Source organism: Desulfopila aestuarii DSM 18488 (assembly GCF_900143695.1).
GTDB lineage: Bacteria > Desulfobacterota > Desulfobulbia > Desulfobulbales > Desulfocapsaceae > Desulfopila > Desulfopila aestuarii.
On record NZ_FRFE01000004.1, the window covers coordinates 254230 to 269895 of the forward strand.

The following is a 15666-nucleotide window of genomic DNA, read 5'->3' on the forward strand; positions in this document are numbered from 1 at the left end:
ATATGCATAACAATACCCAAAGAATAGTCATTACCGGCATAGGCCTCACTGCCCCCAACGCATCAAGCCTCAGTGAATACAGAGAGAAACTGATAAACGGACAAAGCGAGATAACTGAAATCAATCTGCGCTACTTCGGAAAGGCTCCTGCCGGCCTCTGCACCTTCCCTGAAACAAAATACCGCAAAAAGAAGGAAAACAAAAAGGGTACCCGCGCTGGCTGTATCAGTGTCTATTGTGCCCACGAGGCCCTTGCCGACGCAGGTCTCGATCTCAGCTCCGTCGACAGATCAAAAATTGGCGTTTACATCGGACTAACCGAACACGGAACGGTGGAAACCGAAAACGAGGTGTATAATATACGGCAATATGACTATAACACCAGCTATTGGACCCACCATCATAATCCACGTACAGTCCTGAACAACCCAGCGGGGGAAATTACCTTAAGCCTTGATATAACGGGACCGCACTATTCCATCGGCGCTGCTTGCGCCGCTGGCAACGCCTCTATTATTCAAGCAGTCCAAATGATGAAACTTGGCGAAGTGGAGATGGCACTCGCAGGCGGTATCTCCGAATCGACAGGCTCGTTTGGCATCTTCGCAAGTTTCCAGGCCCAGAACGCTCTGGCAGTAGCCGACGATCCTCGCAGGGCATCAAAACCCTTTGACCTCGACAGAAACGGTATCGTCATTTCCGAGGGTGGATGTGTATATGTTCTCGAGTATCTTGATAAGGCTGTGGCCAGAGGGGCAAAAATCTACGGCGAAGTCGTCGGCTATGCCATGAACTCCGACGCCAGGGACTTCGTTCTGCCCTATGGTCCCCGCCAAGCAGAATGCATGCGCCTCGCTTTACAGCGCGCCAACCTTAATCCTGAAGATATCGACCTTATCAATACCCATGCCACTGGCACCAAACAGGGTGACATTGAAGAATGCAAGGCTATCCGCGAAGTATTCTCCGGTTCCCAGAAGACCTATATCAACAATACAAAAAGCATCATAGGTCATGCCATGGGCGCGGCAGGAGTACTCGAACTTGCAGGCAACCTGCCAAGCTTTACTGATAATATGATACACCCCACCATCAATGTCGATAACCTTGATCCCGAATGTGCACTTCCAAACCTTGTTCTCAATAAAGCAATAGAGGTAGATTCCATCAACACCATTCTCAATAATTCATTTGGCATGGTCGGCATTAATTCAACGGTGATCGTCAAAAAAGTCTAATTTACGCCATATCTCATACAACGAACAGCCACCTAGAAAAACGGCATAAATCCGGCGGTAAACAAAGTATTTCAAACAATTACCACCTCTGCACACATAACACTGCAGCGCTATACAAAGCCGGATGAGACCGTCTTGCGGAAAAAAACCTTAAAAAGAAGAACAGGGTGTGGTATAGAAAAGGTTTTCGATTTCAGACGAGACGTGTGTGACACTGTAGAGCAGTGCCACACCTTGATATTTTTTTGCTTTAACGAAGATTTTTGGAGAAACCCATGACCAATGATGAAATTAAAGATCTTATCCTTGAAATAATAGAAGATATTGATGACGAAGCCGACTTTGACAATCTCAATCCCGACGAGCCGCTTCGCGATCAGCTGGATCTTGACTCCATGGATTTTCTCGATATCGTGATGGAACTGCGCAAACGTCATCAACTGCAGATTCCAGAAGAAGATTACCCCCAGCTTGCGACGCTGAACAGCTGCGTGAACTATCTGGAACCTCTCTTAAAAAACGCCTGAGCTGGTGAAACCACCCTGTATCATTATCGGCGGCGGCCTGTCCGGGCTCGCCGCCGCAATCCGTTTAGCTCGTTACATTCCTGGTATTGTCCTTCTCGAGCAACATACCCGCCTTGGTGGACTCAACTCCTACTACTACCGCAACAACACCCTGCTTGAAACCGGCCTGCATGCTATTACCAACTACGCAGAACCAGGAGATAAACGGGCACCTCTTAACAGGTTGCTGAGACAACTGAAAATTCCGCGCAAAAACCTCACATTCCATCAGCAGATCACCAGCGAAATTATATTTGCCGGTAAACAACGACTTCTCTTCTCCAACGACTTTGTTCTCCTGCAAGAGGAAATCGCCGACAAGTTCCCCGATTCGATTGACGCCTTTTTCGATCTGCTCAATTTTCTTGATCAATTCGATCCGTTTGCGCCAGCACCGTTTCGTTCAGCGAAAGCCTTTTTACTCGAGCGCCTTGCCGATCCGTTACTTGTTGATATGCTGCTCTGTCCGCTCATGTACTATGGATCAAGCGTTGAAAATGATATGGATCTCTCCCAATTTGCCATCATGTTCCAGGCTATCTATCGGGAAGGATTTTTTCGTCCCCACGGAACTATCAGGGATTTTCTCACCCTGTTATCCGATCATTTTCTCTCATTAGGTGGTGAAATCCGACGAGGAGCAAAAGTCACCACGATCATCCAGGAAGGGAAAAGGGCGATAGGTGTAGAACTGGAATCGGGGGAAATTCTTGAAAGCGACTTCATCCTCTCAACCATAGGCCATCAGGAAACCCGCACTATTCTGGGCCAGCAGCCTGTTGACAACGAGCCAAACCGACTGGGCTTTGTCGAGTCTATTTTTCAGTTGCCGGTGGAGAGTATACCGCTACTGCCACGAGACCGGACCGTGATGTTTTATAGCGAAAATTTTCCATTTTCCTATAATCAACCCGTCAATCTGGTAGACTGTAGAAGTGGCGTGATCTGTCTGCCCCACAATTTTGACCAGATCACCCCCGAAAAAACCATCGAGGTCAGATCAACACATTTGGCCTCGTACAGTAATTGGCAAGCCATTCGTGCCGATCGCTTGGCCTATGACAAGGCAAAAAAACAGGTGCGACAGCAGTCCCTTAGCGTTATCGAGAAATATCTTGGTAAATTCAGGGACAATATTGTATATGAAGACACATTTACACCAATAACCATCGAAAGATACACAGCCAAACGACATGGCGCCATATATGGCAGCCCCATCAAGATTAAAGATGGCAATATCGGCTACGACAACCTCTATCTAGCCGGTACTGACCAGGGATTCCTTGGTATTGTCGGCTCCATGCTCAGCGGTGTCTCTATTGTTAATCAGCACATTCTTCCAAGGATATGAGACATAGAACAAATCGTTCGTACCCGCGGCAAGGCTCCTGACTGTTGCTGAAGTCATGTTACGACATGGCTTTATTTTCTAAACGGTCATAGACTAAGAGTATTACGTTCTACCATAAGCTTTGTGTTTCTTTCTACCAACCTGACAGAAGTGTTATGCCAGTCCCTTTTTCACAGACAAAAGATCATTACGACCTCATTGTTATTGGCTCAGGCCTGGGTGGGTTAACCTCCGCCAATCGCCTCGCCTACTGTGGCCACAAAGTGCTCCTGCTAGAACATCATCACCGACTTGGTGGTCTTGCCACCTGGTTTAAGCGGAACGGCCATATATTTGATATCTCTCTGCATGGTTTCCCGTACGGCATGGTCAAAACCTGCAAAAAGTACTGGAACAGGGAAATAATGGGCTCTATCGTTCAGCTCAAGAATATCGTTTTTGACAATCCTCAGTTCACACTAAAGACCACTTTTGACAAAAACGATTTCACAAATATCCTGAACACCACCTTTAAGATTCCTTTACAGACGGTCCACGACTTTTTTACCACCGTGGCCGGCATGAACTTTTACGACGATCAGTCGATGACCACAAGGGAGCTTTTCGAACAGTTCTTCCCTGGCCGTACAGACGTACACCGTTTATTGATGGAACCCATCACCTACGCTAACGGTTCTACCCTCGATGATCCTGCCATCACCTATGGCATCGTCTTTTCCAACTTCATGAATCGAGGGGTGTTCACCTTTGAAGGAGGCACCGATAAGCTGATCCAGATGATGTCCGATGAACTGGAAAAGAACGGGGTAACCATCTGCACGAAATCAAAAGTCGACCGCATCGTTGTTGAGAAAGGCAAAGTGAGGGGGGTAGAGGTAAATGGCAAAGTAATTACTGCAAAAGCTGTTGTCTCCAATAGCGGTATTACCAACACCATTCACAATCTCACTGATCGCAATTGTTTTTCAGATGAGTTTCTCTCCCGCGCCGACGCCATCAGGGTCAACAACTCCAGCTGCCAAGTCTATATGGGTATCAGGGATGGCGAAAGAATTGCTGATGTCGGTGACCTTTTATTCACCTCCACCGCCCCGGAATTCGACTCTGCAGAACTGCTGGATATCCATACCCGTTCAAAGACCTTCTCAGTCTATTATCCCAAGACCCGTCCCGGCCACGACCGCTATACCATTGTCGCATCCATGAACGGCCGCTATGACGACTGGACCAGGCTGACTGACGAAGAGTACCAGCACGAAAAAGAGGAAATGACCGCGCGGGCAATCGCCGATCTTGAACGCTATATCCCTGGTGTTCGTGAAAAGATCGATTGGCTTGAAGCGGCTACCCCCCGCACCTTCAACCGCTACACCTTACACACCCACGGCACCTCTTTTGGCACTAAATTTGAGGGGCTCGATATATCTCGTACCATTTTCAAAGAGGTACCCGGGCTCTTCCATGTCGGTTCGGTAGGTATAATTATGTCCGGCTGGCTTGGCGCCATCAACTACGGAGTCATCGTCGCCAATGATGTCGATGGCTATATCCGCAGCATATAAAGGAAAGAATATGAGTGATTTTTCAGGCCAGACTGCAATTGTCACCGGCGCAACTCGCGGTATCGGCAAGGCCATAGCCAGAGAATTTCTTCTTCAAGGCGCAACAGTACTCGGTGTCTATGGCGGCAATACCCGAAGTGCCGAAGCTTTTGGTGACGAATGCCGCGAGTTTGGTGAAAAACTGCGCCTCTTCAAATGTGATGTTTCCGACGAAGAACAGGTTGCCGCCTTTTATCGTGAAGTGGAAGAGAGTGTCGAGTCAGTTGAAATTCTTGTCAACAATGCCGGTGTCCGCCGTGATGCAGTGGTGGCGATGATGAACAGTACCGACTGGCAACAGGTTCTCGACATTAACCTCACTGGCACATTTTTCATGTCGAAACCGGCAATCCTTTTGATGATGAAAAATAAATACGGCAGGATCATCAACATTACGTCCCCGGTTGCCTATCTTGGTTTTGCAGGACAGGCCAATTACGCCGCCTCAAAAGCCGGTCAGATCGGTTTCACCAAATCGCTGTCGAAAGAGACCGCCAAGAAAAAGATCACCGTCAATTGCGTCTCGCCTGGTTTTATCGATACGGATTTTATCAATGAACTTCCGGGGGAGCAGCTTGCCGCCTATAAAAAGATGGTTCCAATGCGGCGCTTCGGAACACCAAAGGAGGTTGCAGACGCCACCCTTTTTCTCGCTTCAAGAAAGGCCTCATACATTACGGGAACAGTACTCGAAATCAACGGGGGACTGTGATTATGGGAGTACAACAAGAGATTCTCGATCGGATTCCTCATCGTCCACCTTTTCTCTGGGTAGATGAGATCCTCGAGCATGACGATACAACCATCGTCACCCGTAAAACCATCCCGACCGATCTCGATCTGTTCCAGGGGCATTATCCCGACAATCCCATTATGCCGGGTGTGCTGCTCTGTGAAGCTATCTTCCAGTCCGGGGCGTTATTAATGAGTTATCTCCTCGAAGATAAATCTCTCGAAATAAGTAGCACGGTACCGGTTCTTACCAGAATCGAGGTCGCCAAGTTCAAACGGATGGTTGCACCGGGCGACACAGTAAATATAAAGGTTTCTATCAAAGAAACTCTTGGCTCGGTCAGTTTCATGAAAGGAACACTTCGTGTCGACGGCAAGGTGGCGGTACAGGTAGATTTTTCCTGCGCTCTCACCTCCCCTCGTTAAACACCTCGAAGTATCCTACCCGCTACATCTACCCGTTATCTCTTTTTCCCTCTCATAACTGTCCTGTTGAATTTTTACGCAAAACGAGTACAATATCGACCTTGTTGTAAACTCACCCGCCAGTCTTGGCACGTTCGTAACGTTTGAAAATAAAACAACGAATGACTATCAACAATTTCACCATAGGTATCCGCTCGTGCAGCTGTCCATCACCGACATGATTCTCCATGCAGGTCCAGTAGGTCAACTTGTTATGTTAACTCTGCTGATGTTTTCCGTCGTCTCCTGGTCCATTGTTTTCATGAAATACAGGTTGTTCCGGAAAGTAAAATTCGACAGTGAGGACTTCCTTGAGACTTTCTGGTCCTCCTCCAATTTGAGTACTGCCCACAAATCCGCGCAGGATTATGAGTACAGCCCTGAAGCCGCTGTTTTTTTTGCCGGTTATAGTGAATTGCAAAAGATCAACAAAATGCGGAATCGTAAAGAAGGACACGATTCTTCGGACTCACTTGAGATGCAATTGGCCACAATGGATAACCTCAAGCGAGCCATGCGCAAAGCACACCAACAGCATATTAATCAGCTTGGCAGTTCCCTGCCCTTTCTGGCTACTACCGGCAGCGCCACACCATTTATCGGGTTGTTCGGCACCGTCTGGGGCATCATGGCCTCTTTTCATGATATCGGTCAACGTGGCTCCGCATCTCTTGCCGTCGTAGCCCCTGGTATCTCGGAAGCACTGGTTGCCACCGCCGCTGGTCTTGCCGCTGCCATTCCAGCAGTTATCGCCTATAACTATTTCTCCAATAAACTGGACGGCGTCGACAGCGAAATTGAACATTTCAGCACCGATTTCCTCAACCTGGTAGAGCGCGACCTTTTGAGCCGCGTCTGATTCCACGATAAGAGAGATAATGATATGGGAATGGGTGTAGCAGGTAATGGCCGGAAACGGCTCGTATCCGAAATAAACGTCACGCCGCTGGTCGATGTCATGTTGGTGCTTCTGATCATTTTTATGGTCACCGCACCTATGATGACTCAAGGGCTCGACGTCGATCTTCCTGAAACTACCGCGAAAGCCTTGCGCCAGAAAGAAGACCCGCAGGTATTCACAGTGGACAAAGACGGCAAAATCAGTCTTAACGGGACAGAAATACCACAGGCCATGGTTACCCATGAACTGAGCAAACTGCCGGAAGAGATGAAAGAGCAGCCGGTCTATCTCAGGGCAGACAGAAATGTCCCTTACGGACTGGTGGTAACATTGATGTCCGACATCAAGGCTGCTGGCTTTGATAAGCTTGGCATGATTACTCAACCTGAAGAAAAAACCAACTGATCCAGTGTATCAAGAAATACGGGTGACACATATGGTTTCCAATGAGTGGAAACTCCCACTCAACCTTGCCATCGGCTTTCATCTGCTGATAGCTCTGGCCATAATATATCTGCCGAATCTTCTCGCGCCGACCCCGCGGCTGGAAGAGATGTATACGGTTAATCTTATCAATATCTCCGAATCTTTGCCGGCGGCAGCACCACCTGCCCCAGCCTCCCCCGCACAACCTGCTCCACCGAAACCGGCGACGGCCAAGCCATCTGCACCGGCAAAACCTATCGTCCAGGATGCACCCAAGAAGATTGTTGAGAAGGCCATCGCTCTTGAAGAGCCGGAGATCATTGAACCAACTCCAGTTGAAACTCCGACTCCACTTGAGGCCGTCTCCATCAAGCCGACTAAACGGAAAGTGAAACCGGAACTGCAACCTGAACCACCGCCCAAACAGGTCGAAAAGGATCTGAGCCAGCAGCAGCGACAAAAACTCGCCGAGATGATACGTAACGAGCAAAAAGCTGCAGAGGTCAAACAAATGGTTGCAGAAGCCAGACAAAAAGTTCTTGAAGCTGAGCGGAAAGCACAGGAAGAAGCCCGTATTCTTGCTGAAGAGGCAGACCTGGAAAGACGTTTGGCCGAGGCCACGGCAAACCGCATGAGGTCAGCCGCTGCAGCCAGCAGGTCCACCGCGAGTTCTGAAGCAACAACGGGAGGTCCACGCACCTCTGATCAACCAACTGCTCTTGAAAAACAGTACTATGCTGCCGTTATGGCGCGAATCCAGGCCTTCTGGAGCCTCCCTGAATTCAAAAAATGGGATCCGTCATTAAAGGCAACAGTGGTTATCACCATTGAAAAAGATGGTAGAATTGCTGGCAGCTTTTTTGAATCAGGTTCAGGCGACGTTACATTTGATCGCTTCGCTACCAAGGCACTACAAGACGTCGGTCATTTACCGCCAATACCGGCTGCAATACGTAAGGATCGTTTAGAAATTGGGCTGAATTTTACTCCCGGAGGAATCCGGTAACTCTTTTCTTACTGAATATATACTATAAACTATGCACACAAAAACATTCTCACGCATACGAACCACACTGTTGCTGGCGCTCATCATGGCTCTTCCGGCCAACGCTTTGGCCCAACGCGTCTACCTCGATATCAGTGCGGCTGAGACAAGAAAGATCAGCTTTGCTGTGCCCCATTTCGTTAACAGCGCTCTTCCTGGTCAAATCCAGAAATTCGGCATGGACAATGCCGACCTTTTGGCAAAGGCCCTCAAGTTTCACGGTATTATCTCCATCATCCCCTCCAGTGATTACGGTGGCCGGCAGGATGCGGATTGGCGCAACTTTGGCGCTGATTACGTGGTGCTCGGAAGATATAATTCCACTTCTACCGGAATAAACTTTGAGATGCGCCTGATGGATGTTGCCGGCAATGTGGAATTGATGGGCAAAACATACAGCGGCACCATGGATCAGGTGACCAAAATGATCTACAGCTACTGTGATGAGGTCATTAATGCTCTCACCGGCACCCCCGGCATCGCTTCCACCCAGATCGCCTTCGTCTCACTGGAAGGAAACGCCAAAGAAGTCTATATCACAGACATTCTCGGCCTCAAACGAAGACAGGTTACCAGACACCGTAATCTGGTCGTTTCTCCGCGCTTTGTTAAGAACGGCACGATGCTGAGCTACACCTCTTACCATTCTGGCAATCCGAACCTTTATATCACCGATCTTCGCCAGAGCAAAACCACCAAAGCTATCTCCAGAAGAAAAGGCATGAACTTTGCGCCAGCCTGGTCACCGGATGGCAGCCGAATGATTTTAACCCTTTCCATGAACGGCAATCCAGATCTGTATATGCTGGACAGCCAGGGGAATATTATCGAGCAGCTCACTAAAGGTGCCGGCATAAACGTTTCCCCAACCTGGTCTCCGGACGGAAGCAGAATCGTCTTCGTCTCCGACCGGACCGGAAAACCCAATCTCTACGTCATGGATCTTCGCAATCGCCGCACCCAACGTATCACTTTCCAGGGTACCGAAAATGCTGAACCGTCCTGGTCGCCTACTGAAGATCTCATCGCCTATTCAAGTCTTCGTAACGGCGTCTACCAGATTTATACAGTTGCCCCGCAGGAAGGTGCCAAACCAACTCCTGTCACCAGCGATCTTAGCCATCATGAGTCACCACAATGGTCGCCCGATGGCAACCAGATCATTTTCTCAAAAAGGGATGGGAAATTAAACCGTATTTACGCTATCATGAAAAACGGTTCTGAGCAGAGAGCACTCTTTTCGTTTGCGGGCAGCCATACCTACCCGCAATGGACGAGATAACGTCCTTCACCTCACTTCAACACAGCCATCATGCAGATGAAAAAAACAATACGCAATATCCTTGTCATTACAGCTCTTTCACCGCTACTCATCCAATGCGCTTCTCAGGATGAAGTACAGAGGCTGCAATACCAGCTGCATGTCGTCAACAAGAAACTTGCAGAAATGCAAAACTCAACTGTTGGCGATATTCAGAAACGGCAGGCCGCTTCTTCCAACCAGATGGACCAACTGCAGCAGGAAATTGCCATATTAAAGGGTCAGCTTGAAGAGACCAACATGCAGAATCGTCTCCTGCAGGAACAAAACGACGCGTTGCAGTCCAACATGGGTAATATCGCCAAGGAAGAAGCCCAGCGCCGTGAAGAGGCACTGACCAGGATTGCCGAAGAACAACGCGCCAAAGAGGCCAGAATCTCTGAGTTGAACGAGAAACTGAAAGCACAGCAGGAAAGCCTTCAGGCTATTCAGGATGCACGGGTTCGAGAAGCCGAGCGTCGCGCCGAGGAAGCTCGTGCCAAAGCAGATGCCGCCAAGGCCAAGGCTCTCTCGGTTACCTCTTCCAGCGTTGCATCCAATGGTATTATTCGTATTACCAGCGACCAGAACAAAAGGGTCGTATCCAGCAGCACAGAAGTCACCCAACCTGAGCAGATCAGTCCTGCAAAACCTGCAGCCCCTGCAGCCGCACCGCAACCTGCTGTTGTTTCGACTCCCAAACCTGCAGTTAAACCGGCAGCCGCATCTCAGCAAGCTGCTGCTCCTGAGTCACCACCACTGCCTGAGACCACGGCACCTGCACCATCAGCAGGTTCAGCTCTCGCTGAGGCGGAGAAGCTCTATCAACAAAAACAATATGCTAAGGCCTACGACGAGTTCGAGCAGGTTGCCATGGCCAATCCATCCAGTGAAGACGGCATCAACGCCGGCTACATGATGGGTGAATGCCTCTACGCCCAGAAGGAATACGACAAGGCCATTCTCCAGTATCAAAAGCTCATATCTCAAAACGGTAATCACCCGAAAGCGGCCGCAGCTACGCTGAAACAGGGCATGGCATTTGAGCAGCTCGCCGATGCAGAAACAGCCAGGATGATTTATAAGAAAATCGTCAATCATTACGGTTCTTCCCCTGAAGCGAAAATCGCCAAGGAAAAACTCGGCAGCCTCTAACAGGGGGCTGCCTGCACCGCCATCAGTAATACCATGAAGCTCCGTCTTGACGAACTGCTCGTTCACCGAGGTGTCGCATCTGACCTGGTTAAAGCCAGAGCTATGATCGGTGCAGGAGAGGTGTATGTTGACGATAGTGTAGCTGACAAAGCCGGCCAGACTTATGCTGTTGATACCAACCTCAGAACCCGGGAAAAATGCCGTTATGTCTCCCGCGGCGGGCTGAAACTCGAAAAAGGCCTGGAACATTTCCGGATAGATGTGCAAGAAGCCTGTTGCCTTGACGTCGGGGCATCATCCGGCGGATTTTCAGACTGCCTCCTTCAGGCCGGGGCTGCAAAGGTATTTGCCGTTGATGTAGCGTACGGCCAGCTCGACTGGAAAATACGGCAAGACCCACGAGTAGTTATCTTTGAACGATTCAATGCCCGTAACCTGGTGCCGGAGACGCTGAAGCAACCCATCGATCTCGCGGTCATGGATACCTCATTTATCTCCATCACTTCGATAATCCCGGTACTACTCCCACTGTTCCCCGCAAACCGCGTCTCTATCGTTGCGCTGATCAAACCACAATTTGAACTGCCAAAATCCAAGGTAGGCAAAGGTGGCGTCGTCCGCGAACCGGAACTCCATCAGGAAGCGATCGATAAAATCCGGGAATTCGCAGAGACGCAACAGCTGATATTTCACGGCACTGTCCCCTCGCCCATTCTGGGACCTAAAGGGAACCGGGAATTTCTCACTCATCTCACTTCAAACAACACCCATTTTCAATAAATCGAACATCTGGTTTAATCTTCCAACCTGTCGATTGTGTCCAGTAACAGCTTTGCCTCCTCCTGTTGCTTGGCATTCGCTTTCTTATCACGCACCACGCTCTCCAGACTGAATCGGGCTGAATCAAGCTTACCCTCATAAAGATAATATTTTCCGAGAAATAGCGCTGCAGTCACACGATCACCTTTCTTGGCGGCAATCTGCCCCAGTTCGAAATAGACCTTCGAATATTCCGGCATGTTATAGGATACAGTCGAGAAAAGCGACTGCGCCTGAGCCATGTCACCTATCACGAGGTATGTTTTTGCAAGATAAAATGCGGCATACATATCCTTTGGATTTTGACGCCCTACGAGCTCAAGGGTATTTTTTGCATCCTCGTAGCTACCTTCTAGATAGAGCAACACCCCTTTATCTGTGAGCAGAATCTTCTTGTCTGGCAGATCCGCGATCACCTGATTGAGATACTCAGTTGCAGCCTTATAGTTCTTGAGCGTCATTTCCAACTGAGAAAGCCCGTAGCGTGCCATGGTTTTGGTCAGAGGTGCCGAGCGGGCATCACCCATCACGCTGCTCAGGTACTCCCGTAACGAAAAGGCATCGGTAGACTGTGCCATGATCCGGTATTTGAACCGCAGAAACTCAAACTCGTCTTTCTCTTGAAGAACAGCAAGTTTCTCCTTATCGATTTCAATCAACGCTTCGACATAATTGAGTCGATCTTCAGGATTAGGATGGGTGAGTAGATACTGCGGTAGCTTCTCGCTCCGGTATCTGCTTACTCTCCGCATGGTATCCAGCATGGTCTTCTGCCCTTCGGGATTACGTTGCAGTTCCTTCATCCAACCGTATGCCAATAGATCCGCCTCTTCCTCATCCTTCCTGCTAAAGTGTAAATTTGCGGACTGTCCAGCGGCCAGGGATCCGGTCATAAGAGCTTGGGTCGCGGCACCACCGCCAAGAGCAAGCGATGCAAGGGCCACTGCAATTGAGGCAACATTGATCACCATCCCTTTTTCTAACCGGCCTGCAAGATGACGTTTAACGACATGGCCAATTTCATGGGCAAGGACTGAAACCAGCTCATCCTCTTTCATCATGGAACCAATCAGCCCTGAATAAAAGAACACCATGCCTGATGGGGCGGCAAACGCGTTGAATTCTTTATCTTTTATGATATAGAAACGATAATCAAAGTATTGCAATCCAGAAACACCCAGTACATCTTTCCCCAGTCCACTCAAGTACTGAACAAGGTCCGGGTCATCCATCAGGGGAAAAGCCCTTCTGACTGAGTAGAGAAGCTTTTCTCCGATTTCACGCTCTTCGGTTATCGTGAAAGAATTTACCGACTGCAGGCAGGATATATTGAAAAACAATGCAGTGACAACGATTACAACTACTTTATAGAAGAATTTTTTCATGACACTTTATCCACTCGACAAGTTTTTCCATTCCGGAATCTGTCGACACTATGGGGGAATAGCCAAGATCCCGTTCAATGGCTCCGCAGGAAAAATAGTGCGATTTTGCCAACTGCTCAGAAAGGAATCGGGTCATACGCGGCTCATTTTCTTTCCTGAAGAAGGTGTGCAGCAGCTCTAATGCGGCCCCGGCCGCATAGGCAACTGGAAACGGAACAGCAGCGGTTACCGGCTCAATACCAACCCGCTCAAAGAGTTCGTTAATCCAGTCCCAGAGGTTGACTGGTTGACACTGACTGACAAAATAGGCTTTACCAGCTGCTGATCTTGAACCAGCAAGGTTGTTAGCAGCAAGCAGGTGTGCATGAGCCACATTATCGACATAGGAGATGTCCACCAGGTTATCGCCGTTACCTACCCTTTTTAACTCCCTCTTTTTTCCTTTCATAAGCAGTCTCGGCACCAGATGCGGATCCTCAGGTCCCCAAACAAGATGGGGCCGAATGGCGCAGGTTGCAAGACTTTCACTATTGGCTGAAAGCACCATTTTCTCGGCAATCACCTTGCTTTTTGCATAATTGCAGAGAAATTGTCGAGGATAAGGTAAGCTTTCATCTCCTCCTGTAATATGGTCGCGGTCAAAAACAACGGAAGGGGTTGAAGTATAGACAAGATGGGCGACACCGCTCGCTCTACAGGCCCCAATCACATTCTCGGTACCAAATACATTTATAGTTTGATAGCTTGCCCACGGGCCCCAGATACCTGCAAGGGCGGCTACATGAAAAACAGTATCGGCCCCTCGCACTCCCTCAGCCACAAATTTTGCATCACGAATATCGCCAGCAAGGCAGCGAGCTCCAAGAGCCTCGATTGCCGGGTAATGATTTCTCCCAATGACAGTGCAGTCAAGTCCGCGAATAAGGGCCATCCGTACGATGGCCTGGCCAACAAAGCCACCGCCTCCGGTCACCACTATCTTTTTCATGTTGTCTTCCGCAACTGTTCAGCTGCCCAGATAGCCAGCTTTTCTCTGAATATTTTGGCGTTATGTCGTATGTCCACAGGGAAGTCTGGATGCACAAGAAAGGTGGTAATCTCAGCTGTAACCGGGCTAGCAGCTGTGAGCGATGCAACCTCTGCCAGCAATTCCCCCTGGGATCCGCGATATTCTTTTACAGGTTCGACAATAAGCACCGGGGATAAATCCTTGCTCCCGGAGTTCTGAATGCCCACCAGTGCTGAACGATACACCTGCGGGTGCTCATTGACAATAGCCTCGCAACAAATGGTGTATAAGGTACCGTGCGACGTGACGACACGATGCGCCTTGCGCCCGCAGAACCAGAGCCGTCCTTCCTGGTCAAGAAAGCCGGTATCCCCCATGCGGTGCCAGAAAGATTTCCCATCCGGATCAAAGACCTTTGCATGCTTCGTCTCTTTTTCGTTGTTCTCATAAGCCCGGGTAACGACATCACCTCGAACAAGTATTTCACCTATTTCCCCAACAGGTAAAAGCGAGTCCGCATTCAAGACAGCGACAGGTCCCTCATCTATAGTCATGATGCAGATATCGATACCCGGAAGAGGTCGACCGACACACACGCCTTTACCCTGACGTGTCTCTGCCCAGGTTGCATTGAGAATTTCCGTCGCTTCCATTGAGACAATTGGTAAGCTTTCCGTTGCCCCATAGGGTGTAAATATCTGTGCATCATCTGGCAGAATTGATCGTACCCGTTCGAGCAGCTCACCCGGTACCGGCGCTCCGGCCATGAGTACCTTACTCAAAGACTGCAGTTTGATATTTTCCTTAATGCAATATCTGCTAACCACATTCCAGATTGCCGGCGATCCAAACGAATAGGTGACCCTATATTTCTCAATAGAATTGATAAATTTCTGCGGATCGACCTTGGCCGGTCGGGTCGGATCCATGTCTGGAATCACGGAGCAAGCTCCAAGTGAGGCGGAAAAAAGGGCAAAAAGCGGAAAGGCCGGCTGATCGATGTGTTCGTGATCGATCCCATAAAAATCGCGGATTCGTTCGAGTTGGGCGGCAAAAATTGAATGTTCATAACGAACTCCTTTAGGCGGCCCCGTTGAACCGGTGGTAAAGATGATGGCAGCAAGATCATCATCGCCTGGTGAATAGACAGGAAATGATGACGGATTATTATCGATCACTTTGCGAATATCGGGACCGAAAAGGCCAAATGTATTTCCGCAGCAGAACCAGATTCTTATACTTTGAAAAGTACGACGAAAGATGGCGGCAAAAATTCGGGCTTTGGGTATACCTATAAATACTGTTGGCGCCACACCTTCAATGCAACGTAGCAAGTTTTTATATCCCATCCCCGGATCGATAAGGATAATGGTCACACCAACTTTAAACAGTGCAAAAGTCAAACAGATAAAGTCAGCCGAGGGAGTGACCATCAGCATTACCTTATCGCCGGGCTTTACACCACGTCCCTTCAGCATCGCAGCGTATCCATCCGATCGGCTGTTCAATTCGGCAAATGTGACTGATTTTCCGGTTTTTGCCTCAATTACGGCAGTTTTATCACCTTGAAGACCAGCTACCCGGTTGAATGTTTGCGCTATATTTTTCACCATCCTGCTATTCTCCACGCCTGGAGCTGTAAAAGGAGGATACGTCGTAGGTGGAAAACATCA

Annotated in this window: 15 protein-coding genes; 12 read left to right on the top strand and 3 right to left on the bottom strand. The window is 49.0% G+C overall.

The genetic code is table 11. From position 1 onward, the window contains the following. Positions 1-2: 2 nt before the first annotated feature. The 12 genes from BUF15_RS06135 (at position 3) to BUF15_RS06190 (ending at position 11560) form a co-directional block, all read left to right on the top strand. Positions 3-1238 carry a beta-ketoacyl-[acyl-carrier-protein] synthase family protein gene (locus BUF15_RS06135; RefSeq protein ID WP_073612579.1) on the top strand — a complete coding sequence of 412 codons (1236 nt, stop codon included), beginning with the start codon at positions 3-5 and terminating at the stop codon, positions 1236-1238. A 275-nt stretch (positions 1239-1513) separates the two neighbouring features. Then, positions 1514-1765, top strand: coding sequence for an acyl carrier protein (locus BUF15_RS06140; protein WP_073612580.1), 252 nt, complete (start codon positions 1514-1516; stop codon positions 1763-1765). 4 nt (positions 1766-1769) lie between these two features. Next, on the top strand, positions 1770-3155 hold the full coding sequence (locus BUF15_RS06145) for a phytoene desaturase family protein (protein ID WP_073612581.1): 1386 nt from the start codon (positions 1770-1772) through the stop codon (positions 3153-3155). A gap of 155 nt (positions 3156-3310) precedes the next feature. After that, positions 3311-4717, top strand: a complete 1407-nt coding sequence (locus tag BUF15_RS06150) for a phytoene desaturase family protein (RefSeq protein WP_073612582.1) — start codon at positions 3311-3313, stop codon at positions 4715-4717. Positions 4718-4727: 10 nt separating this feature from the next. Further along, a complete protein-coding gene (locus BUF15_RS06155) occupies positions 4728-5468 on the top strand; it encodes an SDR family oxidoreductase (protein WP_073612583.1) in 741 nt (246 codons plus the stop codon). 2 nt (positions 5469-5470) lie between these two features. Then, positions 5471-5914 (top strand): 3-hydroxyacyl-ACP dehydratase FabZ, encoded by a 444-nt coding sequence (gene fabZ / locus BUF15_RS06160; protein ID WP_073612584.1) that lies wholly within the window; start codon positions 5471-5473, stop codon positions 5912-5914. 196 nt (positions 5915-6110) lie between these two features. Continuing rightward, positions 6111-6812, top strand: coding sequence for a protein TolQ (gene tolQ, locus BUF15_RS06165; protein WP_073612585.1), 702 nt, complete (start codon positions 6111-6113; stop codon positions 6810-6812). 24 nt (positions 6813-6836) lie between these two features. Next, positions 6837-7259, top strand: coding sequence for a protein TolR (gene tolR / locus BUF15_RS06170; RefSeq protein WP_073612586.1), 423 nt, complete (start codon positions 6837-6839; stop codon positions 7257-7259). Positions 7260-7290: 31 nt separating this feature from the next. After that, entirely contained in the window at positions 7291-8286 is a 996-nt protein-coding gene (locus BUF15_RS06175) for an energy transducer TonB (RefSeq protein ID WP_073612587.1), read from the top strand. Positions 8287-8317: 31 nt separating this feature from the next. Next, entirely contained in the window at positions 8318-9607 is a 1290-nt protein-coding gene (locus tag BUF15_RS06180) for a DPP IV N-terminal domain-containing protein (protein WP_073612588.1), read from the top strand. A gap of 36 nt (positions 9608-9643) precedes the next feature. Further along, positions 9644-10780: a tetratricopeptide repeat protein gene (locus BUF15_RS06185; protein ID WP_159441235.1), complete on the top strand. Its 1137-nt coding sequence runs from the start codon at positions 9644-9646 to the stop codon at positions 10778-10780. A 33-nt stretch (positions 10781-10813) separates the two neighbouring features. Beyond that, positions 10814-11560, top strand: a complete 747-nt coding sequence (locus BUF15_RS06190) for a TlyA family RNA methyltransferase (RefSeq protein ID WP_073612590.1) — start codon at positions 10814-10816, stop codon at positions 11558-11560. A gap of 14 nt (positions 11561-11574) precedes the next feature. Here BUF15_RS06190 and BUF15_RS06195 read toward each other — a convergent pair whose 3' ends face one another. Genes BUF15_RS06195 through BUF15_RS06205 form a run of 3 tightly spaced genes read right to left on the bottom strand, consistent with a single transcriptional unit; the run spans position 11575 to position 15606 of the window. Beyond that, positions 11575-12984, bottom strand: a complete 1410-nt coding sequence (locus BUF15_RS06195) for a M48 family metallopeptidase (protein WP_073612591.1) — start codon at positions 12982-12984, stop codon at positions 11575-11577. Further along, positions 12965-13972 (bottom strand): NAD-dependent epimerase/dehydratase family protein, encoded by a 1008-nt coding sequence (locus tag BUF15_RS06200; RefSeq protein WP_073612592.1) that lies wholly within the window; start codon positions 13970-13972, stop codon positions 12965-12967. Before BUF15_RS06200 ends, BUF15_RS06195 begins: the two co-directional genes overlap by 20 nt. After that, a complete protein-coding gene (locus BUF15_RS06205; RefSeq protein ID WP_073612593.1) occupies positions 13969-15606 on the bottom strand; it encodes a fatty acid CoA ligase family protein in 1638 nt (545 codons plus the stop codon). The genes BUF15_RS06200 and BUF15_RS06205 overlap by 4 nt, the downstream gene beginning before the upstream one ends. Between the last annotated feature and the right edge of the window lie 60 nt (positions 15607-15666).